Genomic DNA, 25642 nt, shown 5'->3' with positions numbered 1-25642 from the left:
GGCCGAGCGGTGCGGTGCTCCCCGCCGGAGGCGGACACACCCCAGGAAGACGCCCGGCACACCCGATCGGCCCGCACGGCGTCGCGCATACTGGGTGGACCATGGAATTCCTCATCCTTGCCGTAGTCATCGCTCTGCTCGCGGTCGGCGTCGTCACCGGCCTCGTCGTCAGCGGCCGCAAGAAGAAGCGGCTGCCGTCGGCCGAGGCGCCGTCCACCCCGCCGACCATCACCGCTCCGCCCGCCGAACCGCACGTCGGTGACGAGGCGGAGACACCGCGGGAAGAACCACGCCGGACCATCGAAGAGGTCGACCTCCCGACGGCCGAAGAGGCCGTCGAGACGCCGGTCGCGGTCGAGGATCCCGTCGTCGCCGCGCCGCCCGCGCCCGAGATCGAGATTCCCGAGCCGACCGCGGGCCGTCTCGTACGGCTCCGGGCCCGGCTGGCCCGCTCCCAGAACTCGCTGGGCAAGGGTCTGCTGACCCTCCTGTCCCGCGAGCACCTCGACGAGGACACGTGGGAGGAGATCGAGGAGACCCTCCTCACCGCCGACGTCGGCGTCGCCCCCACCCAGGAGCTGGTCGACCGGCTGCGCGAGCGGGTACGGGTGCTCGGCACGCGCACCCCCGAGGAGCTCAAGAGCCTGCTCCGCGAGGAGCTCATCGCGCTCCTCGGCACCGACTTCGACCGCTCGGTCAAGACCGAGAGCGCCCCGGGCACCCCCGGCGTCGTCATGGTCGTCGGCGTCAACGGCACCGGCAAGACCACCACCACGGGCAAGCTGGCCCGGGTCCTGGTCGCCGACGGCCGCTCGGTCGTCCTCGGCGCCGCCGACACCTTCCGCGCCGCCGCCGCGGACCAGCTCCAGACCTGGGGCGAGCGGGTCGGCGCCCGGACCGTCCGCGGTCCGGAGGGCGGCGACCCGGCGTCGATCGCCTTCGACGCCGTCAAGGAGGGCATCGCGGAGGGCGCCGACGTCGTCCTCATCGACACCGCGGGCCGCCTGCACACCAAGACCGGCCTCATGGACGAGCTCGGCAAGGTCAAGCGCGTCGTCGAGAAGCACGGCCCGCTGGACGAGATCCTGCTCGTCCTCGACGCCACCACCGGTCAGAACGGCCTGGTCCAGGCCCGCGTCTTCGCCGAGGTCGTCGACATCACCGGCATCGTCCTGACCAAGCTCGACGGCACGGCCAAGGGCGGCATCGTGATCGCGGTCCAGCGCGAGCTGGGCGTCCCGGTCAAGCTGATCGGCCTCGGAGAGGGCCCGGACGACCTGGCGCCCTTCGAGCCGGCGGCCTTCGTCGACGCCCTGATCGGCGACTGACCCCGGTCCGGGGGCCGCGACGGCCTCGGACCACTTCGGGCCCCGCACGCGACAGCGCGTACGGGGCCCGAAGCTTTCGTGCGGAGGCGGGGCGGGTGGTGCAGGCGGTGCAGGCGGGGCGGGCGGCGCAGGCGGGGTGGGCGGTGCAGGCGGTGCGGGCCGTGAAGGCCCTGCAGCAGGCGTCAGGTGTGGCTGCGGTGGCAGATGTAGGCCAGCGTGCCGAGCAGCAGCCGCGCCTGGGGCGGTGAGCCCGCCGTGTCGAGCGTCGGAGGCCGCAGCCAGCGGACCGGGCCCAGACCGCCCAGGTCCGACGGCGGGGCCGTGATGTACGCGCCGGCGCCAAGCCCCCGCAGATCCAGGTCCGCGTCGTCCCAGCCCATCCGGTACAGCAGCTGAGGCAGCTCCGCCGCCGCGCCCGGCGCCACGAAGAACCGCGCCCGCCCCGTCGGCGTCACGCAGACCGGACCCAGTGGTAGGCCCATCCGCTCCAGGCGGACCAGCGCCAGGCGCCCCGCCGGCTCGGCGACCTCGATCACGTCGAAGGCCCGGCCCACCGGAAGCATCAGCGCCGCGCCCGGGTACCGCGACCACGTCTTCGTCGCGTCGTCGAGGCCCGCGCCCGCCGGGACCTCCTCGGCGAACGAGAGCGGATGCGCGCCCGGAGCCGTACAGTCGCGATCCCCGCAGGAGCACTGGCCGGAGGCGGCCCGCGCTCCCGGGATCACGTCCCAGCCCCACAGCCCTGTGTACTCGGCCACCGCTGTGCACTCCGTGGTGCGGACGCGGCGGCGCGAGCCGGACCGCATCTCACGAATGCCGCCGATCGTGAAGCCCATGCCCCCTCCAACGGGTCGAACGCGCCGGTGGTTACGAATCGGAGCTCCACCGTCACCCTCCGTCGCCCCGGCGGGCGCGCGGTGGCGGGCACGGTGGTGCGGCCCGTGGCGCACGCCTGCGCGCGCACCACTCCGCCGACCCTGGTTCGTCGCATGTCAAGTGAATCGTGTCCGACGGCAGGCGAGTTCATTCGAAGGGGTGGCGAATGGTGGCGATTCTTGAAACGGCCTCGCGGGACCGGTGATCGTAGGATTACTTTCGGTGCACGAACCGGGAACCGCATTGCGCGCGTGGGTATGCCGGAGGCAACCCGCTTTCCAGTTCGAGGGAGTGCAACCTCCGTACGGGGGCCGCGAGACACGGCATTCTGTTAGAGGTTCACGCAGCGAAGACATGGATGTGGATGGGGGCGTTCCAGTGGGCGGCAACGGCGCAGACGGTACGACTGCCGGCAAGCGCCCCAACGAGCAGCTGAGCTCGTGGTTCGTGCGCAGCGGCTGGTCGAAGGGCGAGCTGGCGCGCCAAGTGAACCGCAGGGCACGCCAGATGGGCGCGCACCACATCAGCACCGACACCTCCCGCGTACGGCGCTGGCTGGACGGCGAACAACCCCGCGAACCCATCCCGCGGATCCTCTCCGAACTGTTCTCCGAGCGGTTCGGCTCGGTCGTCGCCATCGAGGACCTCGGCCTGCGCACCGCCCACCAGGCACCCTCCGTCTCCGGAGTCGACCTGCCCTGGGCAGGACCCCAGACCGTCGCCCTGCTCAGCGAGTTCTCCCGCAGCGACCTGATGCTCGCCCGCCGCGGCTTCCTCGGCTCCGCCCTGTCGCTCGCCGCCGGCCCCGCCCTCATCGAGCCCATGCAGCGCTGGCTCGTGCCCACCCCGGTCACCGAACCCGACCGCCCCGAACCGGCCCTCGACACCCGGCGCCCAGGCCGCCTCTCCCCGGGCGAACTGGACCTCCTCGAATCCACCACCGCGATGTTCCGCCAGTGGGACGCCCAGTGCGGCGGCGGACTGCGCCGCAAGGCCGTCGTCGGCCAGCTCCACGAGGTCACCGACCTGCTCCAGGAGCCACAGCCCGCCGCCACCGCCCAGCGCCTCTTCACCTGCGCCGCCGAACTGGCCGAACTGGCCGGGTGGATGAGCTACGACGTGGGCCTGCAGCCCACCGCCCAGAAGTACTTCGTCCTCGCCCTGCACGCCGCCAAGGAAGCGGGCGACAAGCCGCTCGGCTCGTACATCCTCTCCTCCATGAGCCGCCAGATGATCCACCTCGGCCGGCCCGACGACGCCCTCGAACTCATCCACCTCGCCCAGTACGGCAGCCGCGACTGCGCCACCGCGCGCACCCAGGCCATGCTGTATGCGATGGAGGCCCGCGCCTACGCCAACATGGGCCAGCCCAGCAAGTGCAAGCGGGCCGTCCGGATGGCCGAGGACACCTTCGCCGACGTCGGCCTCGACGGCGAGCCCGAGCCCGACTGGATCCGGTTCTTCTCCGAGGCCGAGCTCAACGGCGAGAACTCCCACTCCTACCGCGACCTCGCCTACGTCGCCGGCCGCTCCCCGACCTACGCCTCCCTCGCCGAGCCCGTCATGCAGCGGGCCGTCCAGCTCTTCGAGAAGGACACCGAGCACCAGCGTTCGTACGCACTCAACCTCATCGGCATGGCCACCGTGCACCTCCTCAAGCGCGAACCCGAGCAGTCCGCCGCCCTCGTCGAGAAGGCGCTCGTCGTCGCCAAGCGCGTCCGCTCCGAGCGGGTCAACAACCGGCTCCGCAAGACCGTCGACACGGCGGCCCGCGACTTCCACGACGTCGCCGAGGTCGTCCAGCTCACCGACCGGCTCACCGCCCTGCTGCCCGAGACCGCCGAAGCGGTCTGAGCGCGGGGCGAGCCCCCCGGAACCCCGGCCGCGACAGACATCCCGTACCGCCCGACTCGGCTCCCCCGCCGCCAGGCCACAGGGATGACTGCCGCGGCCGGCCCATGTCCGCGGACCCGTACCCCCGACCGAGGACCCGCCCCCCGCGTTACACGTTCGTGACTCGGCCGTTCACAGTCGCGTAACACGTCCCACCCCTTCGTCACTGCGGCGAAACATCGTGCGGCATCGACGGAAACGGCGCTGCGCCAACCTCTGGCGCATAACCGGCCAACCCCTCACGGCCAAGCCGCTCTCCGGCCCCGCCCCCGCACAGGCCGTACCGACGACGAGGAGACGCCGATGGCACCAGCCATCACGACCCTGGCAGCAGCCCCCGAGCTCTCCGCTGCCAACACCGGGTTCATGCTCATCTGCTCCGCCCTGGTCATGCTGATGACCCCGGCACTCGCCTTCTTCTACGGAGGCATGGTCCGCGTCAAGTCCACCCTCAACATGCTGATGATGAGCTTCATCAGCCTCGGGATCGTCACGATCCTCTGGGTGCTCTACGGCTTCAGCCTCGCCTTCGGCACCGACTCCGGCTCGATCATCGGCTGGTCCTCCGACTACGTCGGCCTCAGCGGCATCGGCGTCACCGAGCTGTGGGACGGCTACACCATCCCGGTGTACGTCTTCGCCGTCTTCCAGCTGATGTTCGCGATCCTCACCCCGGCCCTGATCAGCGGCGCCCTCGCGGACCGCGTCAAGTTCACCGCCTGGGCCCTCTTCATCACCCTCTGGGTCACCGTCGTCTACTTCCCCGTCGCCCACTGGGTCTGGGGCGCCGGCGGCTGGCTCTTCGAGATGGGCGTCATCGACTTCGCCGGCGGCACGGCGGTCCACATCAACGCCGGTGCCGCGGCCCTCGGCGTGATCCTCGTGATCGGCAAGCGCGTCGGCTTCAAGAAGGACCCGATGCGCCCGCACAGCCTCCCGCTGGTCATGCTGGGCGCCGGTCTGCTCTGGTTCGGCTGGTTCGGCTTCAACGCCGGCTCCTGGCTCGGCAACGACGACGGCGTCGGCGCCGTCATGTTCGTCAACACCCAGGTCGCCACCGCCGCCGCCATGCTCGCCTGGCTCGCCTACGAGAAGATCCGCCACGGCTCCTTCACCACCCTCGGCGCCGCCTCCGGCGCGGTCGCCGGCCTCGTCGCCATCACCCCGGCCGGCGGCTCCGTCAGCCCGCTCGGCGCGATCGCCGTCGGCGCCATCGCCGGAATCGTCTGCGCCATGGCCGTCGGCCTGAAGTACAGGTTCGGCTACGACGACTCCCTCGACGTCATCGGCGTCCACCTCGTCGGCGGTGTCATCGGATCCCTCCTCGTCGGCTTCTTCGCCACCGGCGGAGTCCAGTCCGACGCCAAGGGCCTCTTCTACGGCGGCGGCCTCGACCAGCTCGGCAAGCAGGCCATCGGCGTCTTCGCCGTCCTCGCCTACTCTCTTGTCGCCTCCGCGATCCTCGCGCTGATCATCGACAAGACGATGGGCATGCGGGTCAGCGAGGACGTCGAGGTCTCCGGCATCGACCAGGTCGAGCACGCCGAGACCGCGTACGACTTCAGCGGAGCCGGCGGCGGCGCCTCCTCGCGCTCCACCGCCGCGCCCGCCCCCGCAGTTACGGAGACCAAGAAGGTGGACGCATGAAGCTCATCACCGCAGTCGTGAAGCCGCACCGGCTGGACGAGATCAAGGAAGCCCTCCAGGCTTTCGGAGTCCAGGGGCTCACGGTCACCGAGGCCAGCGGATACGGCCGCCAGCGCGGCCACACCGAGGTCTACCGCGGTGCCGAGTACACCGTCGACCTCGTCCCCAAGATCCGCATCGAGGTCCTGGTCGAGGACGAGGACGCCGAACAGCTCATCGACGTCGTCGTCAAGGCCGCCCGGACCGGCAAGATCGGTGACGGCAAGGTGTGGAGCGTGCCGGTCGACACCGCCGTCCGCGTCCGCACCGGCGAACGCGGCCCGGACGCACTGTAGGCACGGACAAGGAGCTGCTGGGTGACGAGCGTCGATGTGAGCACGCAAGCGGAAGACCCGGGACCCAGCGGCTACTCGGCGGCCCGGCTGCGCCTTCTCGGTGAGAAGGAGCGGCCCGGGCCGCCGCGCCGTACCGCCCTGGCCCGGCTGACCGACGACTGGCTGACCGGCCTGTTCGCCGCCGCCCGGCCGCCCCGAGGGGTGGCGCTCGTCGCCGTCGGCGGCTACGGACGCGGCGAACTCTCCCCCCGCAGCGATCTCGACCTGCTGCTGCTGCACGACGGCACCGCCGGCGCGCGCGAGATCGCCACCCTCGCCGACCGCGTCTGGTACCCCGTCTGGGACCTGGGCCTCGCCCTCGACCACTCCGTCCGCACCCCCGCCGAGGCCCGCAGGACCGCCGGGGAGGACCTGAAGGTCCAGCTCGGGCTCCTCGACGCCCGGCCCGTCGCCGGCGACCACGGACTCGTCGCGGGACTGCGCACCGCCGTCCTCGCCGACTGGCGCAACCAGGCGCCCCAGCGGCTCCCCGAGCTCGACGCGCTCTGCCGCGAGCGGGCCGAACGCATGGGGGAGCTGCGGTTCCTCCTCGAACCCGACCTGAAGGAGGCCCGCGGCGGACTGCGCGACGCCCAGGTCCTGCGCGCCGTCGCCGCCTCCTGGCTCGCCGACGCCCCCCGAGAGGGCCTCGACGCCGCCCGCCGCCGCCTCCTCGACGCCCGTGACGCCCTCCACCTGGCGACCGGACGGGCCACCGACCGCCTCGCGCTCCAGGAACAGGACGCGGTCGCCAGGGAACTCGGCCTCCTCGACGCCGACACCCTGCTGCGCGAGGTGTACGAGGCCGCGCGGATCATCTCGTACGCCACCGACGTCACCTGGCGCGAGGTGAACCGGGTCCTCAAGGCACGCTCCGCCCGGCCCCGGCTCCGCGCCCTCCTCGGCGGGCGCTCCGGTGGCGGGAAACCGCCCATCGAGCGCACCCCGCTCGCCGAGGGCGTCGTCGAGATGGACGGCGAGGTCGTCCTCGCCCTCAGCGCCAGGCCGGAACGCGACTCCGTACTGCCCCTGCGGGCCGCCGCGGCCGCCGCCCAGTCCGGACTGCCGATCTCCCCGCACGCCGTACGCCGGCTCACGGCCGCGGCCAAGCCGCTGCCCGTGCCCTGGCCGGCCGAAGCCCGCGAAGAACTGGTCACCCTGCTCGGAGCGGGGGAGTCCACCGTGCCCGTCTGGGAGGCGCTGGAGGCCGAAGGGCTCATCACCCGGCTCCTGCCCGACTGGGAACGGGTGCGCTGCCGGCCCCAGCGCAACCCCGTCCACACCTGGACCGTCGACCGGCACCTCGTCGAGACGGCCGTCCGCGCCTCCTCCCTGACCCGCCGCGTCGGCCGCCCCGACCTGCTGCTCGTCGCCGCCCTCCTCCACGACATCGGCAAGGGCTGGCCCGGCGACCACTCGGTCGCCGGCGAGACCATCGCCCGCGACATCGCGGCCCGGATCGGCTTCGACCGCGCCGACGTGGGCGTCATCGCCACCGTCGTACGCCACCACCTGCTGCTCGTCGAGACCGCGACCCGGCGCGACCTGGACGACCCCGCGACGGTCCAGGCGGTGGCGGCGGCCGTCGGGACACCGGGCGCCCTGGAGCTGCTGCACGCCCTCACCGAGGCCGACGCGCTCGCCACCGGACCCGCCGCCTGGTCCACCTGGCGCGCCTCGCTCGTGGCCGACCTGGTGAAGCGGGTCGGGGCCGTCCTCGCCGGCGAACCGGCGGCCGAACCGGAACCCGCCGCGCCCAGCGCGGAACAGGAACGGCTCGCGATCGAGGCGCTGCGGACCGGCGAGCCCGTCCTCGCCCTGCACACCCAGCCGGAGGCGTCGGACGATGCCTCGGCGGAGCCCGGGGAACGCGGGCAGGAGCGGGAACAGGGCCAGGAACAGGAGCGGGAACAGGGCCAGGAAACGGAACCACAACCGGAACCGGTCGGCGTCGAACTACTCCTCGCCCTGCCCGACCAGCCCGGCGTCCTGCCGGCCGCCGCCGGCGTCCTCGCCCTGCACCGCCTGACCGTACGCGCCGCCGACCTGCGCGCCGTCGAACTCCCCACGGAGCTCGGCCCCGGCACGGTCCTCGTCCTGAACTGGCGCGTCGCCGCCGAATACGGCTCCCTGCCGCAGGCCGCCCGGCTGCGCGCCGACCTCGTCCGGGCCCTGGACGGCACCCTGGACATTCCGGCGCGCCTGGCCGAACGCGAGGCCGCCTACCCCCGGCGCCGCGGCGTCACCGCCCCGCCACCGCGCGTCACGGTCGCCGCCGCCGACTCCCGCCTCGCCACCGTCATCGAGGTCCGCGCCCAGGACGCCCCCGGCCTCCTGCACCGCATCGGCCGCGCCCTGGAGGGCGCCGAGGTCCGGGTCAGAAGCGCCCATGTCTCCACCCTGGGCGCCAACGCCGTGGACACCCTCTACGTGACCCGCCCGGACGGCTCCCTGCTCGCCGACGAGGAGGCCGCGGACCTGGCACAGGCCCTGGAGAAGGCGCTGCGGTGAGTCGAACCCGCCCGTGACCCGCCCGCCGGTTCCGGCGCGTTCCGGCGGGCGGGGACACGCACTTCGAGCGGCCAGATACCCTGGAGGGCAATTCGTCCGCCCGCCCCCGACACCGAGGATCCGCGACCACCGTGTTCGATACCCTCTCCGACCGCCTTGCAGCGACATTCAAGAACCTCCGGGGCAAGGGCCGCCTGTCCGAGGCGGACATCGACGCCACCGCGCGCGAGATCCGTATCGCCCTCCTCGAGGCGGACGTCGCCCTCCCCGTCGTCCGGGCGTTCATCAAGCAGGTCAAGGAGCGGGCCACCGGCGCCGAGGTCTCCCAGGCGCTGAACCCCGCCCAGCAGGTCATCAAGATCGTCAACGAGGAGCTCATCGGCATCCTCGGCGGCGAGACCCGGCGCCTCCGGTTCGCCAAGACCGCCCCGACCGTGATCATGCTCGCGGGTCTGCAGGGCGCCGGTAAGACCACCCTGGCCGGAAAGCTCGGTCTCTGGCTCAAGGGCCAGGGTCACTCCCCGCTGCTCGTCGCCTGCGACCTCCAGCGCCCCAACGCCGTCACCCAGCTCGGCGTCGTCGCCGAGCGCGCCGGCGTGGCCTTCTACGGCCCGCAGCCGGGCAACGGCGTCGGCGACCCGGTCCAGGTCGCCAAGGACTCCATCGAGTACGCGCGGACCAAGCAGTACGACGTCGTCATCGTCGACACCGCCGGCCGCCTCGGCATCGACCAGGAGCTGATGCGGCAGGCCGCGGACATCCGCGACGCCGTCAGCCCCGACGAGGTCCTCTTCGTCGTCGACGCCATGATCGGTCAGGACGCGGTCAACACCGCCGAGGCCTTCCGCGACGGCGTCGGCTTCGACGGCGTCGTGCTCTCCAAGCTCGACGGCGACGCCCGCGGTGGTGCCGCGCTCTCCATCGCGCACGTCACCGGACGCCAGATCATGTTCGCCTCCAACGGCGAGAAGCTGGACGACTTCGACGCGTTCCACCCGGACCGCATGGCGTCCCGCATCCTCGGCATGGGCGACATGCTCTCGCTCATCGAGAAGGCCGAGCAGACCTTCAGCCAGGAAGAGGCCGCCAAGATGGCCTCCAAGCTGGCGTCCAAGAAGGGCCAGGAGTTCACGCTCGACGACTTCCTCGCCCAGATGGAGCAGGTCCGCAAGATGGGCTCCATCTCCAAGCTCCTCGGCATGCTCCCCGGCATGGCGCAGATGAAGGAGCAGATCAACAACATCGACGAGCGGGACGTCGACCGCACGGCCGCGATCATCAAGTCGATGACCCCCGGCGAGCGCCAGGACCCGACCATCATCAACGGCTCGCGCCGCGCCCGTATCGCCAAGGGCTCCGGCGTCGAGGTCAGCGCGGTCAAGGGCCTGGTCGAGCGGTTCTTCGAGGCCCGCAAGATGATGTCCCGCATGGCCCAGGGCGGCGGCATGCCGGGCATGGGCGGCGGCCCCGGCCGGCAGAAGAAGCAGATCAAGCAGGCCAAGGGCAAGCGCAAGAGCGGCAACCCGATGAAGCGCAAGGCCGAGGAGCAGGCGGCCGCGGCGCGGCGCGAGCAGGCCCAGGCGGGCGGCGCGTTCGGGCTTCCGGCGGCGGGTCAGGCTCCGCAGGACTTCGAACTGCCGGACGAGTTCAAGAAGTTCATGGGCTGAGCAGGTTCCATGGAGGGGCCCGGAGCGGTGTGAAACCGCCCGGGCCCTCTGTCTACGGCGCGGCGTTCACCGCGCGCCGGTCACGGCACCCGGGCGATCAGGTACCGGAAGACGTTCGGCATCCACACCGTCCCGTCCCCGCGGACGTACGGATCCAGGGCCTCCAGGATCTCCTTCTCCACCTGCGACGCCTCCGTCGCCCGGATCGCCGCGTCGAAGTCACCCGTCGAGAGCAGCCCCCGCACCGCGCTGTCCTGATCCGCGTATCCGAACGGGCACGAAACCCGGCCCGATCCGTCCGGCCGCAGACCCGCCCCCGCCACCACGTCCTCCAGCTCGTCCCGGGGCGCGGGCCGCCACCCCGTCAGCCGGGCCGCGACCCGCAGGACCGACCCCGTGGCGCACCGCTCCGGCGGACCCCAGCCCGCGAGCACGATCGCCGCGCCCGATTCGGCCAGCGGAGTGACCGCCGCCAGTTCCGCCCCAAGGCCCGCCGCCGTGTGGAACGCCGTCACCACGTCGTACCGGACGCCCGCGGGGCCACCGCCGAGCCCGCCCCCGGCCTCCGCGGGACCGCCCTCCACCACCGTGTGCCCCCCGCCCTCCGGCAGCCGCTCCCTGGCCAGCTCCACGCGCGCGTGGTCCCTGTCCACCCCGGCGACCCGCGCTCCTCGCGAGGCCGCCATCAGCAGCGCCAGGCCCGACCCGCAGCCGAGCCCGAGGACCCGGGAGCCGGGCCCCACGTCGAGACGGTCGTACACCGCCTCGTAGAGCGGCACGAGCATCCGCTCCTGGATCTCGGCCCAGTCGCGCGCGGCATCACGCCGGACGAGCCGTGCGGGGTCGTGCCGGACGAGCGTAGATGTCATGGAATGCGCCCCAATCAGTGCCTGGTCGACGGCCCCCGTGTCTGTGCGCCCGCATCCCCCTGTATGTCAGGGAACTGCGCATCCGTGCCCGCGTCCAGTGCTGGCACCGGACCACTTACCGGTTCGGGCCACAGTCGGGCCACGGGTCGGGCCACAGGTGAGGGAAGCCCCGGTGCGCCGCCTTGCGCCCGGACCCGGTACTGTCCCTGCGGCGGCCCTCCGGCGACGCTTCGGGGCGTACGACCGCTCTACGCGCCGGCGCGTATGCGCCGCTACGCACCACCTTGCCGTGAGCTGCGAGCCTTCTCCGCACATCGGCGCACTGGCCCTCGTCAGGACGCATCAACGGCAACTGACGGGTACGTGCAAAATATTTGGGATGCCCCGTAATGGAACCCGGGGGCGTCCCGGCTCGTTGTACGCGACGTGAGCACGACACCACCTGTTCTCGCCGCAGAGCTGGCACAGGCGTGGGCCGACATTCAGCGGCACCACCCCGAACTGCCGGATCTCGCCGCGCCCGAATCCCTGATCGGAGAGTCCTCGTCCGCCTGCGGCGCCGAGCTCTCCTTCGAGCGACTGCTCCACGAGGCAGTCCACGGCATCGCAGCCGCCCGAGGCGTCCGGGACACCTCGCGCGCCGGCCGCTACCACAACCGCAGATTCCTCGCGATCGCCGAGGAGATGGGGCTCGACCACCCCGAGGAGCCGCACGCCAGCAGCGGCTTCTCCCTGGTCACCCTCAACCCCGAGGCGAAGCGGCGCTACCGCCCCACGATCGAGCGGCTCCAGCGCGCCCTCAAGGCGCACACCGTCGCGACCGCCGCGGACACCAAGCGCTCCTTCCGGGGACCGGCCGCCCGCCACGGCTCCTCGGGCGGCGGCGTGCGCGTGAAGGCCGTCTGCGACTGCGGCCGAAACGTCCGCGTCGTCCCCTCGGTCCTCGCCCAGGCCCCCATCGTCTGCGGCGGCTGCGGCAAGCCCTTCCGTATCCCGGAGACGGTGGGCGCGGCGAGCTGACCGCCCCGGACCCCGCCAGGTCCGGGGCGCCACAGGCGTGTGGCACAATGGCTAGCTGTACTCGACAGCCGCACAGGACCCCTCTCTCCTCCGGCTGACGCGTCCATCGGGCACCCGAGTACCGCAACCCCACGTGGCATCTCATGTGCCCAACCACGTCAAGACCAGGAGACACCACTCCAGTGGCAGTCAAGATCAAGCTCAAGCGCCTCGGCAAGATTCGCCAGCCGCACTACCGCATCGTCGTCGCCGACTCCCGCACCCGCCGGGACGGTCGTGCGATCGAGGAGATCGGTCTGTACCACCCGACGTACAACCCGTCGAAGATCGAGGTCGACTCGGAGCGTGCGCAGTACTGGCTTTCCGTCGGCGCCCAGCCGACCGAGCCGGTCCTCGCCATCCTGAAGCTCACCGGCGACTGGCAGAAGCACAAGGGCCTGCCGGCCCCCGCGCCGCTGCTGCAGCCGGAGACCAAGGAAGACAAGCGCGCCTCGTTCGACGCGTTCGCCAAGACGCTCGAGGGCGACGACGCCAAGGGTGAGGCCATCACCCCGAAGGCGAAGAAGGCCGACAAGAAGGCGGACGAGGCCGAGGCCGCGTCCACCGAGTCGACCGAGGCCTGAGCATGCTCGAGGAGGCTCTCGAGCACCTCGTGAAGGGCATCGTCGACAACCCCGACGACGTGCAGGTCGCCTCGCGCAACCTGCGCCGTGGCCGCGTGCTGGAGGTCCGGGTCCACCCCGACGACCTCGGCAAGGTGATCGGCCGCAACGGCCGCACCGCGCGTGCGCTGCGTACCGTCGTGGGCGCCATCGGCGGCCGTGGCATCCGCGTCGACCTCGTCGACGTGGACCAGGTCCGCTGAAGAAGTTGACTGTTTCACCTTAGATGCGCCGGCAACGGGCCGGGGAGGGCATAGCGCCCGCCCCGGCCCGTCGTCGTCCGACAGGAGAGTGTGTAAGTCGTGCAGCTGGTAGTCGCGCGGATCGGCCGCGCCCACGGCATCAAGGGCGAAGTCACCGTCGAGGTGCGTACGGACGAGCCCGAGCTGAGGCTCGCGCCCGGAGCCGTCCTGACCACCGACCCGGCCTCCATCGGCCCCCTGACCATCGAGACCGGACGCGTGCACAGCGGCAGGCTGCTGCTCCGCTTCGAGGGCGTACGGGACCGCAACGCCGCGGAGGCCCTGCGCAACACCCTCCTGATCGCCGACGTCGACCCCGACGAGATGCCGGAGGCGGAGGACGAGTACTACGACCACCAGCTCATGGACCTCGACGTCGTGCTCACCGACGGCACCGAGGTCGGCCGCATCACCGAGATCTCCCACCTGCCCTCGCAGGACCTCTTCATCGTCGAGCGGCCCGACGGCACCGAGCTGATGATCCCGTTCGTCGAGGAGATCGTCACCGACATCGACCTGGAGCTGCAGCGGGCCGTCATCGACCCGCCGCCCGGGCTCATCGACGACCGCGCCGAGATCGTCTCCGCGCGGGACGCGGAACCGGACGCTGAACCGGGTGAAGCCGAACCGGGTGACGACGCATGAGACTCGACGTCGTCACCATCTTCCCCGAGTACCTGGAACCGCTGAACGTCTCCCTGGTGGGCAAGGCACGCGCGCGTGGGCAGCTCGACGTCCACGTCCACGACCTGCGGGAGTGGACGTACGACCGGCACAACACGGTCGACGACACGCCCTACGGCGGCGGTCCGGGCATGGTCATGAAGACGGATCCCTGGGGAGACGCCCTCGACCAGACCCTCGCCGACGGCTTCGAGGCGGGCGCGCACGGCCCCGTCCTCGTCGTCCCCACGCCCAGCGGACGCCCCTTCACCCAGGAACTGGCCGTCGAACTCTCCGAGCGGCCCTGGCTGATCTTCACCCCCGCCCGCTACGAGGGCATCGACCGCCGGGTCATGGACGAGTACGCCACCCGGATGCCGGTGTACGAAGTCTCCATCGGCGACTACGTCCTGGCCGGCGGCGAGGCCGCGGTACTCGTGATCACCGAGGCGGTGGCCCGGCTGCTGCCCGGCGTCCTGGGCAACGCCGAGTCCCATCGCGACGACTCCTTCGCCCCGGGCGCCATGGCCAACCTCCTGGAGGGGCCCGTCTACACCAAGCCCCCGGAGTGGCGTGGCCGCGCCATCCCCGACGTACTGCTCAGCGGGCACCACGGCAAGATCGCCCGCTGGCGGCGCGACGAGGCCCTGCGCCGTACGGCGGAGAACCGGCCGGACCTGATCGAACGCTGCGACCCCGCCGTCTTCGACAAGAAGGACCGGGAGACCCTCTCCATCCTGGGATGGGCCCCGGAGCCCGGCGGCCGATTTTGGCGCAGGCCGGACGCCGTGGAAGAATAGGCCGCTGTCGTCTGTACGGCGTGCGCCCCTGCCGCAGGGGGACGACGCGCGCCCGGTGCGGACGGCGCTCCATCTCCTCTTCGAACGTTCCGCTGATGACCTGTGGCATCAGCGAGGAAAGAGACCATCATGGCCTCCCTGCTCGACACGGTCACCGCGGCTTCGCTCCGCACCGACCTCCCCGCCTTCCGCCCCGGCGACACCGTGAACGTCCACGTGCGCGTCATCGAGGGCAACCGCTCCCGTATCCAGCAGTTCAAGGGCGTCGTCATCCGCCGCCAGGGCTCGGGCGTCAGCGAGACCTTCACGGTCCGCAAGGTCTCGTTCTCCGTCGGCGTCGAGCGCACCTTCCCGGTGAACAGCCCGATCTTCGAGAAGATCGAGCTCGTCAGCCGCGGTGACGTCCGTCGCGCCAAGCTCTACTACCTGCGTGAGCTGCGCGGCAAGGCTGCCAAGATCAAGGAGAAGCGCGACAACTGAGCTCCGGCTCACCGTTCGCGCGGGGCTTCCACTCCATGAGTCACAGGGCGGCCGGATAGGCTCAGCCCCCGATGGACACCGAAGCACAGCACACGGAGCGCGACCGCTCCTCCACGACGGAGGAGCGGTCGCGCTCCGCGCGCGTTTCCGGCCCCGACACGGGGCCTCGGACGGACGCGCTCCCGCGCCCGGAGCCCGAGGACGGGCCGCTGACGAAGCCCGAGGACGGGCCGCTGACGAAGCCCGAGGACGGGCCGCGGAGCGAGCCTGAGGGCGGGCCGGAGACGGAGCCTGAGGGCGGGCCGGAGACGGAGCCGCAGACGGTGTCGCAGGCCGAGCCCGAGGAGCGGCGTGACGGCGTCGGCGGGTGGTCCTGGCGCCGGACCGGATTCGTCGGCGGCGCCTGCGTGGCCTTCCTGCTGCTCCTCAGCCACTTCGTGATCCAGCCCTTCCTGATCCCCAGCGGCTCGATGGAGCCGACGCTCCAGGTCGCCGACCGGATCCTGGTGAACAAGCTGGCGTACCGTTTCGGCGACGCGCCGCGCCGCGGCGACGTCGTCGTCTTCGACGGCACCGGCTCCTTCCTCCAGGAAGCCCCCGAGCAGAACCCGGTCACCGGCCTCCTGCACGGCGCCGCCGCGGCCCTCGGCCTCGCCGAGCCCGCCGAGACCGACTTCGTGAAGCGCGTGGTGGGCGTCGGCGGCGACCGGGTCGTCTGCTGCGACAAGGACGGCCGGCTCACCGTCAACGGCGTCCCCGTCGAGGAGCGGTACGTCCTGCTCGGCGACGCGCCCTCGAAGGTGCCCTTCGACATCGTCGTACCGCAGGGCACCCTGTGGGTCATGGGCGACCACCGCAGCCAGTCCAGCGACTCCCGGGACCACCTGGGGCAGCCGGGCGGCGGAATGGTGCCCGTCGAGCAGGTCGTCGGACGCGCCGACTGGATCGCCTGGCCCTTCGGCCGCTGGTCCGCCGTGCCGCCGACCGGCGCCTTCGACGCCGTACCCGCGCCCGCGGCGGGTGGCCATGGGTAACCGCGGCAGACCGGCCGGACACCGCGGCGGCGACACACGGCTCCCCACCGGCACCCGGCCCACGGACGGGGCCCGACCGCTGCCCGGCCGGGCGGAACGGCGCAGGCTGGCCCGTAAGGTCAAGCGCCGCCGGCAGCGCTCGGCCGTCAAGGAGATCCCCCTCCTCATCACCGTCGCCGTGCTGATAGCCCTCGTCCTGAAGACCTTCCTCGTCCAGGCGTTCGTCATCCCGTCCGGCTCGATGGAGCAGACGATCCGGATCGACGACCGGGTCCTGGTCGACAAGCTGACGCCCTGGTTCGGCTCCAAGCCGCAGCGCGGCGACGTCGTCGTCTTCAAGGACCCCGGGAACTGGCTCCAGGAGGACACCGCGCCCCCCGCCGACGACCCGATCGGCGTCAAGCAGGTCAAGCAGGCCCTGACCTTCATCGGCCTGCTGCCCTCGGCCGACGAGCAGGACCTGATCAAGCGGGTCGTCGCGGTCGGCGGCGACACGGTGGTCTGCTGCGGCAAGGACGGCCGGATCACCGTCAACGGCGTGCCGCTGGACGAACCGTATCTGCACCCGGGGAACGAACCCTCGAAGATCAAGTTCGAGGTGAAGGTGCCACCGGGCCGGATCTTCGTGATGGGCGACCATCGCTCCGACTCGGCGGACTCGCGCTTCCACCTCGACGAGAAGGACCGGGGCACGGTCTCCGAGGAGGAGGTCGTGGGCCGCGCCGTCCTCATCGCCTGGCCCGTGAGCCACTGGCGCCGCCTGGAGGAGCGCCAGACGTACGCCGCCGTACCGGACGGGCCTTCGGCTCCGGCTTCGGCGCTCGGCGCGTCGCATAGTGTGTCCTCGCGGAATATGAACGGATTGCCCTGGCTCCCGACCCCTGCGGAACTCCCGCTCGTTATGGGAGTGATGGGCCTGTCCCTGTGCTGGGGCAGGCATATGCACGGACTGAGGAGTGGATGTGGGGGATGTGGCCGTCGGCGCACGATCCGGACACGACGAGCCCGAGGAGAGGCCCGAACAGCTCGCCGAGTCGTCGGTGGCCATGAGGGATGACTCCGCCGGCCGGCACGACGCCGACCCCGCGGACGCCGAGGGCGAGACCGGACAGAGTGACCAGGGCGCGAAGAAGCCCCGTTCCTTCTGGAAGGAACTGCCGCTCCTGATCGGTATCGCGCTGCTGCTCGCGCTGCTGATCAAGACCTTCCTGGTGCAGGCGTTCTCGATCCCCTCGGACTCGATGATGAACACGCTGCAGCGAGGCGACCGGGTTCTGGTGGACAAGCTGACCCCGTGGTTCGGCTCCGAGCCCGAGCGCGGCGAGGTCGTCGTCTTCCACGACCCGGGCGGCTGGCTGGAGGGCGAGCCGATCCCCGACCCGAACGTGGTGCAGGAGTTCCTGAGCTTCATCGGCCTGATGCCGTCCGCCGAGGACAAGGACCTGATCAAGCGGGTCATCGCCGTCGGCGGCGACACGGTCTCCTGCAAGGAGGGCGGCAAGGTCGTGCTCAACGGCAAGCCGCTCGACGAGACCGCGTACATCTACCCCGGCTCCACGCCCTGCGGCGACAAGCCCTTCGGGCCGATCAACGTCCCCGAGGGCAGCATCTGGGTGATGGGCGACAACCGGCAGAACTCCCTCGACTCCCGCTACCACCAGAACCTCTCCGGAGGCGGCACCGTCTCCAACGAGAAGGTCGTCGGACGCGCGATCGTGGTGGCCTGGCCGGTGACCCGCTGGGCGACCCTCCCCGTCCCCGACGTCTTCGACCAGCCGGGGCTCAGCCAGGCGCTGACCGTGGCCCCGGGCGCGGCCGGACTGGCCGGCGCGCTGCCGCTCGTCCTGTGGCGCAGGAAGAGGCGGACGTCTCGGCATACCGCCCGGTAGCAACGCGCGGGTAGGGTGCCGTCCCAGATCGTCGAACCGACCTTTGAGGTGGGGAGCGCTGGGATGAGCGGAACCATACGAACGGAAGGCGGCCGCGGCCGCCTCGGCAGCGTGCTGTCGGGGCTGGTCGTGGCCGTCGGCTGTGTGCTCTTCCTCGGCGGGTTCGCCTGGGGAGCCGTGCTCTACCAGCCGTACAGCGTGCCCACCGACTCGATGACCCCGACCCTCGACGTCGGATCCAAGGTCCTCGCGCAGCGGATCGACGGCGACGAGGTGCGCCGCGGCGACATCGTCGTCTTCAAGGACCCCCTGTGGGGCGGCGTACCCACGGTCAAGCGTGTCGTCGGCGTCGGCGGCGACACGGTCGCCTGCTGCGACGCGCAGCGGCGGCTCACCGTCAACGGCACACCCGTCGAGGAACCGTATCTGCGGCCCGGCGCCCCCGCCTCCGGACAGAAGTTCTCCGCCACCGTGCCGGAAGGGAACCTCTTCCTCCTCGGCGACGAACGCCACAACTCCCTGGACTCCCGCGTCCACCTCCAGGAGGCCGGCCAGGGCTCCGTACCGCGCTCCGCGGTCACCGCCAGGGTCGACGCCGTCGCCTGGCCCGACAACCGCGTCGTGGAGCGCCCGGCGGGCTTCGCGGCACTGCCGGGCGGCACCTCGCGCCCGGGGCCCGTGGAGCAACTCTTCTACGCGATCGTGGCCGGGTGTGTACTGATCCTGGCGGGAGCGGCGTACGGGCCCGTGGCGCGGCTGGTGAGCGGACGGAGCGGGTCCTCCGGCACGTCCGACAGGAAGTCGGTGAACGCGTGACCGAGCAGGAGACGGAGCGGGGGACGGCGACGCCGGGGATGGAGCGGGGGACGGAGGACGTGGCCGAGCGCGGGGTCGTGCTGCGGCGCGTGGCCCGGGTCGTCCTCCTCGACCCCGACGACCGCATCCTCCTCCTGCACGGATACGAACCGGACGACCCGGAGCAGACCTGGTGGTTCACCCCCGGCGGCGGCCTGGAGGGCGACGAGACCCGCGAGCAGGCCGCGCTGCGCGAACTCGCGGAGGAGACCGGGATCACCGACGTCGAACTGGGACCGGTCCTCTGGCGGCGCATCTGCTCCTTTCCCTTCGACGGACGACGCTGGGACCAGGACGAGTGGTACTACCTGGCACGAACCACCCAGACCGCGACCGCCCCCGCCGGCCTCACCGAGCTGGAGGCACGCAGCGTCGCGGGCCTGAGGTGGTGGACCTCCGCCGAACTGTCGGCGGCGCGTGAGACGGTGTACCCGACCAGACTCGCCGAACTGCTGCACAGGCTGCTCGACGAGGGACCTCCGAGTGCACCGGTGGTTCTCGCCCCGGAAATCGCCTAGGGGTGCGAGCACTGGCGCACAATGGTGGGACGCACGGCTGAAGGGGAACATGCCATGAGCGCCGAGGACCTCGAGAAGTACGAGACCGAGATGGAGCTGAAGCTCTACCGGGAGTACCGCGATGTCGTCGGGCTGTTCAAATACGTGATCGAGACCGAGCGGCGCTTCTACCTCACGAACGACTACGAGATGCAGGTGCACTCGGTCCAGGGTGAGGTCTTCTTCGAGGTCTCCATGGCCGACGCCTGGGTCTGGGACATGTACCGGCCGGCGAGGTTCGTCAAACAGGTACGGGTGCTCACCTTCAAGGACGTGAACATCGAGGAGCTCAACAAGAGCGACCTGGAGCTTCCCGGCAGCTGAAACCACCCGGACGGGTGAGCTCGTTTTCCACAGCCGCTCCTCCGTCCACAGCGCTCAGCGCGGAGCGTCGCGAGACGTCACAGTCGGTGCCGGAGGTGGTACCGATGACCACGACGAACAAGCGCGAGACAGACGCGACCGGCACGAACGGGCCGGGCGGGCCGGCCGGGGCGAACGAGCCGACCAGGCCGACAGGACCTACAGGACCGACCGGGGCGAAGGCGTCCGCGACGGACGCACTTCAGCCGAACGCACGGCGGAAGAACGCGGCACGGCAGCCCACCCTCGCCAGGAACGCCCTCGGCGCGTACGGAGAAGGCCTGGCCGTCCGCCGCCTCGCCGACGCCGGGATGACCGTCCTCGCGCGGAACTGGCGCTGCGGACGCGTCGGAGAGATCGACATCGTCGCCCGCGACGGCGACACCCTCGTCATCTGCGAAGTGAAGACCCGCCGCGAAGGCGCCTTCCAACACCCCATGGCCGCCGTCACCGCCACCAAGGCCGACCGGCTCAAACGGCTCGCGGCCTGCTGGCTCGACCGCCACGGCGGACCACCACCCCGTAGCGGCGTCCGCATCGACCTCATCGGAATCGTCCTGCCCCGCCGCGGCGCACCCGTGGTCACCCACGCCCAGGGGGTGGCCTGATGGGATTCGCCCGCACCTGCTCCGTCGCCCTCGTCGGCGTCGAGGGAGTCGTCGTCGAAGTCCAGGCCGACCTCGAAGCCGGAGTCGCCGCCTTCACCCTCGTCGGCCTCCCCGACAAGAGCCTCACCGAGAGCCGCGACCGCGTCAGGGCCGCCATCGTCAACTCCGACGCCGAATGGCCCCAGAAGAAACTCACCGTCGGACTCAGCCCCGCCTCCGTCCCCAAAGGCGGCTCCGGTTTCGACCTCGCGGTAGCGGCGGCGGTCCTCGGCGCCGCCGAACGGATCGACCCCCGCGTCATCGCCGACCTCGTCCTCATCGGAGAACTCGGACTCGACGGCCGCGTACGCCCCGTCCGCGGCGTCCTGCCCGCCGTCCTCGCCGCCGCCGAAGCCGGCTACCAACAGGTCGTCGTCCCCGAACGCACAGCGGGTGAGGCCGCCCTCGTCCCCGGAATCTCCGTCCTCGGCGTCCGCAGCCTGCGCCAGCTCATCGCCGTCCTCACCGATGAACCCGTCCCCGAGGAGGAACCCGCCGAAGAAGGCCGCCCCGACGCCATGCTCGCCGGACTCCTCGTCCCCGGAGCCGGTGTCGGCACCGGACTCTCCGCCGACCCCCTCGACGGACCCGACCTCGCCGACGTCGCCGGACAGCACGGCGCCCGCCGAGCCCTGGAAGTCGCCGCCGCCGGCAGCCACCACCTCCTCCTCTCCGGACCACCCGGAGCCGGAAAGACCATGCTCGCCGAACGACTCCCCGGCATCCTGCCCCCACTCACCCGCCAGGAGTCCCTCGAAGTCACCGCCGTCCACTCCGTCGCCGGCATCCTCCCGCCCGGCGAACCCCTCGTCCGCCGCGCCCCCTACTGCGCACCCCACCACTCCGCCACCATGCAGTCCCTCATCGGCGGCGGAAACGGACTCCCACGCCCCGGCGCCGTCTCCCTCGCCCACCGAGGCGTCCTCTTCCTCGACGAAGCCCCCGAATTCGCCGGCAAAGCCCTGGACGCCCTGCGTCAACCCCTCGAATCAGGACACGTCGTCGTCGCCCGCGCCGCGGGAGTCGTCCGCCTCCCCGCCCGCTTCCTGCTCGCCCTCGCCGCCAACCCCTGCCCCTGCGGACGACACACCCTCCACGGCGCCGGCTGCGAATGCCCCGCCTCCCTCATCCGCCGCTACCAGGCACGCCTCTCCGGCCCCCTCCTCGACCGCATCGACCTGCGCGTCCAAGCCGAACCCGTCACCCGCTCCGACCTCCTCGGCCAGGGCGGCCGAGGCGAATCCACCGCCACCGTCGCCGACCGAGTCCGCGAAGCACGAGCCCGCACCGCGGCCCGCCTCACCGGCACACCCTGGACCGTCAACAGCGAAGTCCCCGGACACGAACTGCGCACGCGCTACACCGTCGGACCCGGAGCCCTCGCCGCCGCCGAACGCGACATCGAACGAGGCCTGCTCACCGCACGCGGCCTCGACCGCGTCCTGCGCGTCGCCTGGACCGTCGCGGACCTCGCAGGACACGACCGGCCCGACGCCCACGACGTCGACCTCGCCCTCGAACTGCGCACCGGCATCACCCGCGGCGTACCCGTGGGAACGGGGGAGGGGACATGACCTCGCCCGAGGAACGCCTCGCCCGCGCCGCCCTCACCCGCGTCGTCGAACCCGGCGACGAACACGCCGGCCGCTGGCTGCGCCGGTACGGCGCCGTCGGCTTCCTCCAGCGCCTCCGCGACCCGGACCCCGGCCCGGCCCTGGAACTGGACCTGACCCTGGACCCCGGCCCCTCAGACACCGAGCCGTTCCCCGGCACCGGCCGGAAACGGGTCGACGGATGGCGGCGACGGGCCGCGGACGCCGACCCCCGGCGCGACCTCGACGCCGTCGACCGACTCGGCGGCCGGCTCATCGTCCCCGGCGACACCGAATGGCCCGGGCAGCTCGACGACCTCGGCGACGCCCGCCCCATCGGGCTCTGGATCCGCGGCCCCGCCGACCTCCGCACCTGGGCCCTGCGCTCCGTCGCCGTCGTCGGCGCCCGCGCCTGCACCCCCTACGGCGCCCACATGGCCACCACCCTCGCCTCCGGACTCGCCGAACGCGGCTGGGTCGTCGTCTCCGGCGCCGCCTTCGGCATCGACGGCGCCGCCCACCGAGGCGCACTCGCCGCCCAGGGCGCCACGGTCGCCGTCCTCGCCTGCGGAGTCGACACCCCCTACCCCCGCGGCCACACCCAGCTCATCGGACGCATCGCCGCACAGGGCCTCGTCGTCGGAGAACTGCCACCCGGCACCCACCCCACCCCCAGCCGCTTCATCCTCCGCAACCGCGTCATCGCCGCCCTCACCCGAGGCACCGTCGTCGTCGAAGCCGAATACCGCAGCGGCTCCCTCGTCACCGCCCGCTCCGCCCAGCGCCTCGGCCGTCACACGATGGGCGTACCCGGCGCCGTCACCAGCGGCCTCTCCGCGGGCGTCCACGAACTCCTGCGCGGCGAGGCCACCCTCGTCACCGACGCCGCCGAAGTCGTCGAACTCGTCGGCGACATGGGCCAGCTCGCCCCACCCCGCCGAGGACCCGTCCTGCCGCGGGACCTCCTCGACCCGGCCGCCGCCCACATCCTCGAAGCCCTGCCCGCCGGCGACCCCACCCCCGTACAGGTCATCGCACAGCGCGCCGGAACCGCCCCCGACGACACCCTGGCCAGACTGTACGAACTCCACTCCCTCGGGTTCGTCGAACGGCAGGGCGACGGATGGCAGTTGACGAACACCCCCACCGAAGGGTCGAACGCGCGGCGAGGCGGTACTTGACCTGGAGCATTCGGGTGAAAAGGTGATGCGGATGAACAGAGTTCTCTCGGCCGCACCCGAGGGGCCGACACGCGCCACGGCCCGGGTTCGAAGATGTGCCCGAGGGCGCCCGCCCCGACCGGCGCGATCCGCAGAGGTTCGCGCACCGCGACTGTCCAGTCACGCTACGCTCACCAGGATTCCCCACAGGACACCTATCCCGACTCACTCCACAGCAGAACGGCTCAAGGCAACGCATGCCCCAGCACACCTCCGGGTCTGACCGCGCTGCGGTGCCCCCAGCAGCCCGGGGCACCGTGCGACCGCCCGCACCGACATCGCTCGACGAGCTGTGGCGGTCGTACAAGGCGACGGGCGACGAGCGGCTGCGGGAACAGTTGATCCTTCACTACTCGCCGCTCGTCAAGTACGTCGCCGGCCGGGTCAGCGTCGGACTGCCGTCCAATGTGGAGCAGGCCGACTTCGTCTCCTCCGGCGTCTTCGGGCTGATCGACGCCATCGAGAAGTTCGACGTCGAACGGTCGATCAAGTTCGAGACGTACGCCATCACCCGCATCCGCGGGGCGATGATCGACGAACTCCGTGCCCTGGACTGGATCCCCCGCTCCGTCCGCCAGAAGGCGCGCAACGTCGAGCGGGCCTACGCCACGCTCGAAGCCCAACTGCGGCGAACCCCCACCGAGAGCGAGGTCGCCGCCGAGATGGGCATCGCGCTGGAGGAACTGCACGCGGTTTTCAGCCAGTTGTCTCTGGCGAACGTGGTGGCACTGGAAGAGCTGCTGCACGTCGGAGGCGAGGGCGGCGACCGGCTCTCGCTGATGGACACCCTGGAGGACACCGCCGCGGACAACCCGGTCGAGGTGGCCGAGGACCGCGAGCTGCGCCGCCTTCTCGCCCGGGCCATCAACACGCTCCCCGAACGGGAGAAGACCGTCGTCACCCTCTACTACTACGAAGGCCTCACCCTCGCGGAGATCGGCCACGTCCTCGGCGTCACCGAGAGCCGGGTCAGCCAGATCCACACCAAATCGGTCTTGCAGCTGCGGGCCAAGCTGGCCGATGTAGGACGCTGACGCCGCGAGGCCGGTCGTACAGTGGAGCCGTGCCCAGGATTCGAGCGGCCTCCGTGGCCGAGCACCGGACGATGCAGCGCGGCGCCCTGCTGGACGCCGCGCGATCCCTGCTGTCCGAAGGCGGTACGGAAGCGCTGACCTTCCCCGCCCTCGCCGAGCGCACGGGCCTGGCCCGCTCCTCGGTGTACGAGTACTTCCGCTCCCGCGCGGCCGTCGTCGAGGAGCTGTGCGCCGTCGACTTCCCCGTCTGGGCGGCGGAGGTCGAGTCGGCGATGGCCCGCGCCGACGATGCCGAGGGCAAGGTCGAGGCGTACGTCCGCACGCAGCTGGAGCTCGTCGGCGACCGGCGGCACCGGGCCGTCGTCGCGATCTCCGCGAGCGAGCTGGACGACGGCGCCCGCGAGAAGATCCGCGCCGCGCACGGCGGCCTCGTCGCCATGATCGTCGAGGCGCTCGCCGAACTGGGCCAGGCCGAGCCCCGGCTCGGCGCGATGCTCCTCCAGGGCGTCGTGGACGCGGCCGTGCGCCGTATCGAGCTGGGCGCGGCCGAGGAGCCGGACCGGATCGCCGAGGCCGCGGTCGCCATGGCCCTCAGAGGCGTCCGGGGCTGACCCCCTCCCCCCGCCCCCTCCCCCCCCACCCCCGCCCCGCCCCCTCCCCCCTTCGTCAATGGCTTGTCACGGAACGCCCGTCACGGGACGCCCGTCACCGGGAGGAGGCGGGAGGGGGGTCGGTGGAGGAGGTGCAGGGGGTTCAGGTAGATGTCGCCGCGCAGCAGGCCCCAGTGGAGGCAGGACCGCGGGCAGTGGGGGTTCGTGTCGCGTGGGGCGGTGAGGGTGGCCACGGGGCGGCCGCGGGTGACGTGGTCGCCGACGGCGACCAGGGGTGTCACCGGTTCGTAGGTGGTGCGCAGGGGTGGGTCGCCGGTGTCCGGCAGGGTGATGGTGAGGACGCCGCGGCCTCCGACGGGGCCCGCGAAGGTGACCACGCCGGATGTCGTCGCGTGGACGGTGGTGCCCGGGGCGGCCGCGAGGTCGATGCCCCGGTGGCCCGGGGCGTACGGCCCGGCCGGTGGGTCCCAGCCGCGGAGGATCTCCGGGGGTGGTGGGCCCACGGGCCACACCAGGGTGAGGGCGAGGAGCAGGGGCGCGAGGTTCGTCGTCAGGTGCATGGACGTCACGTTCCCGCAGGCCGTCCGGCCGTGGGGGGCGTGGGCCAGATCTGTGGACAACCCGGCGGTTGTGGACAGCGCCGTCACCCGGTGCCCCCCGGGTCCCGTACACTTCCTATGGCGATCCGGGTCACCGGGTCGACTTCGCACGCCCCGCCACCACCCTCACCGGTCGTGGCAGCGCCTTTTCGGTCCCTCGTGGCACGGCGCGTCGGGGCGTCAGGACATAACCGAGAACACCAAGGAGA

General features: G+C 71.9%; 25 protein-coding genes and 1 pseudogene. 23 read left to right on the top strand and 3 right to left on the bottom strand.

Features of this window, described 5'->3' with window-relative positions; translation table 11 throughout:
- Nucleotides 1–101 precede the first annotated feature (101 nt).
- Complete coding sequence (gene ftsY / locus ACF06X_RS19645) at nt 102–1328, top strand: signal recognition particle-docking protein FtsY (RefSeq protein WP_392288543.1); 1227 nt, start codon at nt 102–104, stop codon at nt 1326–1328.
- A gap of 182 nt (nt 1329–1510) precedes the next feature.
- Here the strand turns inward: ftsY and ACF06X_RS19640 are convergent, their stop codons facing one another.
- A complete protein-coding gene (locus tag ACF06X_RS19640) occupies nt 1511–2164 on the bottom strand; it encodes a bifunctional DNA primase/polymerase (protein ID WP_392288542.1) in 654 nt (217 codons plus the stop codon).
- Between the two features lie 418 nt (nt 2165–2582).
- Between ACF06X_RS19640 and ACF06X_RS19635 the strand changes: the two genes are divergently transcribed.
- From ACF06X_RS19635 to ffh, 5 genes are all read left to right on the top strand, one after another.
- Nucleotides 2583–4058 carry a hypothetical protein gene (locus ACF06X_RS19635; protein ID WP_392289021.1) on the top strand — a complete coding sequence of 492 codons (1476 nt, stop codon included), beginning with the start codon at nt 2583–2585 and terminating at the stop codon, nt 4056–4058.
- A gap of 342 nt (nt 4059–4400) precedes the next feature.
- Nucleotides 4401–5744, top strand: a complete 1344-nt coding sequence (locus ACF06X_RS19630; protein WP_392288541.1) for an ammonium transporter — start codon at nt 4401–4403, stop codon at nt 5742–5744.
- Nucleotides 5741–6079, top strand: coding sequence for a P-II family nitrogen regulator (locus tag ACF06X_RS19625; RefSeq protein WP_365720671.1), 339 nt, complete (start codon nt 5741–5743; stop codon nt 6077–6079). The genes ACF06X_RS19630 and ACF06X_RS19625 overlap by 4 nt, the downstream gene beginning before the upstream one ends.
- Before the next feature lie 21 nt (nt 6080–6100).
- Nucleotides 6101–8629, top strand: coding sequence for a [protein-PII] uridylyltransferase (locus ACF06X_RS19620; protein ID WP_392288540.1), 2529 nt, complete (start codon nt 6101–6103; stop codon nt 8627–8629).
- 131 nt (nt 8630–8760) lie between these two features.
- On the top strand, nt 8761–10296 hold the full coding sequence (gene ffh, locus ACF06X_RS19615; RefSeq protein ID WP_392288539.1) for a signal recognition particle protein: 1536 nt from the start codon (nt 8761–8763) through the stop codon (nt 10294–10296).
- Nucleotides 10297–10376: 80 nt separating this feature from the next.
- On the opposite strand, the gene ACF06X_RS19610 is transcribed toward ffh, so the two are convergent.
- Nucleotides 10377–11165, bottom strand: a complete 789-nt coding sequence (locus ACF06X_RS19610) for a class I SAM-dependent methyltransferase (protein WP_392288538.1) — start codon at nt 11163–11165, stop codon at nt 10377–10379.
- 426 nt (nt 11166–11591) lie between these two features.
- Between ACF06X_RS19610 and ACF06X_RS19605 the strand changes: the two genes are divergently transcribed.
- The 17 genes and pseudogenes from ACF06X_RS19605 (at nt 11592) to ACF06X_RS19525 (ending at nt 24834) form a co-directional block, all read left to right on the top strand.
- Nucleotides 11592–12185 carry a hypothetical protein gene (locus ACF06X_RS19605; protein WP_030759473.1) on the top strand — a complete coding sequence of 198 codons (594 nt, stop codon included), beginning with the start codon at nt 11592–11594 and terminating at the stop codon, nt 12183–12185.
- A 182-nt stretch (nt 12186–12367) separates the two neighbouring features.
- Entirely contained in the window at nt 12368–12808 is a 441-nt protein-coding gene (gene rpsP, locus ACF06X_RS19600; RefSeq protein ID WP_158990950.1) for a 30S ribosomal protein S16, read from the top strand.
- A gap of 2 nt (nt 12809–12810) precedes the next feature.
- Entirely contained in the window at nt 12811–13050 is a 240-nt protein-coding gene (locus tag ACF06X_RS19595) for an RNA-binding protein (RefSeq protein ID WP_005311361.1), read from the top strand.
- A gap of 99 nt (nt 13051–13149) precedes the next feature.
- Entirely contained in the window at nt 13150–13734 is a 585-nt protein-coding gene (rimM, locus tag ACF06X_RS19590; RefSeq protein WP_392288537.1) for a ribosome maturation factor RimM, read from the top strand.
- The gene (trmD, locus tag ACF06X_RS19585; RefSeq protein ID WP_392288536.1) at nt 13731–14552 is read left to right on the top strand and encodes a tRNA (guanosine(37)-N1)-methyltransferase TrmD; all 822 of its coding nucleotides are present in this window, start codon (nt 13731–13733) and stop codon (nt 14550–14552) included. Before rimM ends, trmD begins: the two co-directional genes overlap by 4 nt.
- Nucleotides 14553–14681: 129 nt before the next feature.
- Nucleotides 14682–15032 (top strand): 50S ribosomal protein L19, encoded by a 351-nt coding sequence (rplS, locus tag ACF06X_RS19580; RefSeq protein WP_158990956.1) that lies wholly within the window; start codon nt 14682–14684, stop codon nt 15030–15032.
- Nucleotides 15033–15103: 71 nt separating this feature from the next.
- The gene (gene lepB / locus ACF06X_RS19575; protein ID WP_392288535.1) at nt 15104–16066 is read left to right on the top strand and encodes a signal peptidase I; all 963 of its coding nucleotides are present in this window, start codon (nt 15104–15106) and stop codon (nt 16064–16066) included.
- Nucleotides 16059–17123, top strand: coding sequence for a signal peptidase I (lepB, locus tag ACF06X_RS19570; protein WP_392288534.1), 1065 nt, complete (start codon nt 16059–16061; stop codon nt 17121–17123). The genes lepB (ACF06X_RS19575) and lepB (ACF06X_RS19570) overlap by 8 nt, the downstream gene beginning before the upstream one ends.
- Nucleotides 17038–17955, top strand: a complete 918-nt coding sequence (gene lepB, locus ACF06X_RS19565) for a signal peptidase I (RefSeq protein WP_392289020.1) — start codon at nt 17038–17040, stop codon at nt 17953–17955. Before lepB (ACF06X_RS19570) ends, lepB (ACF06X_RS19565) begins: the two co-directional genes overlap by 86 nt.
- Nucleotides 17956–18018: 63 nt before the next feature.
- Nucleotides 18019–18771, top strand: coding sequence for a signal peptidase I (gene lepB, locus ACF06X_RS19560; protein WP_392288533.1), 753 nt, complete (start codon nt 18019–18021; stop codon nt 18769–18771).
- 38 nt (nt 18772–18809) lie between these two features.
- A complete protein-coding gene (locus tag ACF06X_RS19555) occupies nt 18810–19328 on the top strand; it encodes an NUDIX hydrolase (RefSeq protein WP_392289019.1) in 519 nt (172 codons plus the stop codon).
- 54 nt (nt 19329–19382) lie between these two features.
- Nucleotides 19383–19691, top strand: a complete 309-nt coding sequence (locus ACF06X_RS19550; RefSeq protein WP_005311352.1) for a DUF2469 domain-containing protein — start codon at nt 19383–19385, stop codon at nt 19689–19691.
- Nucleotides 19692–19978: 287 nt separating this feature from the next.
- Nucleotides 19979–20338 (top strand): annotated as a pseudogene (locus ACF06X_RS19545) (YraN family protein); the annotation flags it as partial.
- Nucleotides 20338–21951, top strand: a complete 1614-nt coding sequence (locus tag ACF06X_RS19540; protein WP_392288532.1) for a YifB family Mg chelatase-like AAA ATPase — start codon at nt 20338–20340, stop codon at nt 21949–21951. The pseudogene ACF06X_RS19545 and the gene ACF06X_RS19540, both read left to right, overlap by 1 nt.
- Nucleotides 21948–23150 (top strand): DNA-processing protein DprA, encoded by a 1203-nt coding sequence (gene dprA / locus ACF06X_RS19535; protein WP_392288531.1) that lies wholly within the window; start codon nt 21948–21950, stop codon nt 23148–23150. The genes ACF06X_RS19540 and dprA overlap by 4 nt, the downstream gene beginning before the upstream one ends.
- A 236-nt stretch (nt 23151–23386) precedes the next feature.
- Nucleotides 23387–24223 (top strand): RNA polymerase sigma factor WhiG, encoded by an 837-nt coding sequence (gene whiG, locus ACF06X_RS19530; protein ID WP_392288530.1) that lies wholly within the window; start codon nt 23387–23389, stop codon nt 24221–24223.
- A gap of 53 nt (nt 24224–24276) precedes the next feature.
- A complete protein-coding gene (locus tag ACF06X_RS19525; protein WP_392289018.1) occupies nt 24277–24834 on the top strand; it encodes a TetR/AcrR family transcriptional regulator in 558 nt (185 codons plus the stop codon).
- Nucleotides 24835–24914: 80 nt separating this feature from the next.
- Here ACF06X_RS19525 and ACF06X_RS19520 read toward each other — a convergent pair whose 3' ends face one another.
- Nucleotides 24915–25394, bottom strand: a complete 480-nt coding sequence (locus ACF06X_RS19520; protein ID WP_392288529.1) for a M23 family metallopeptidase — start codon at nt 25392–25394, stop codon at nt 24915–24917.
- Nucleotides 25395–25642: the final 248 nt, after the last annotated feature.

This window comes from Streptomyces sp. NPDC015346 (genome assembly GCF_043078785.1).
In the GTDB taxonomy this organism is placed as follows: domain Bacteria; phylum Actinomycetota; class Actinomycetes; order Streptomycetales; family Streptomycetaceae; genus Streptomyces.
This window is presented reverse-complemented; position numbering and strand designations above follow the sequence as displayed.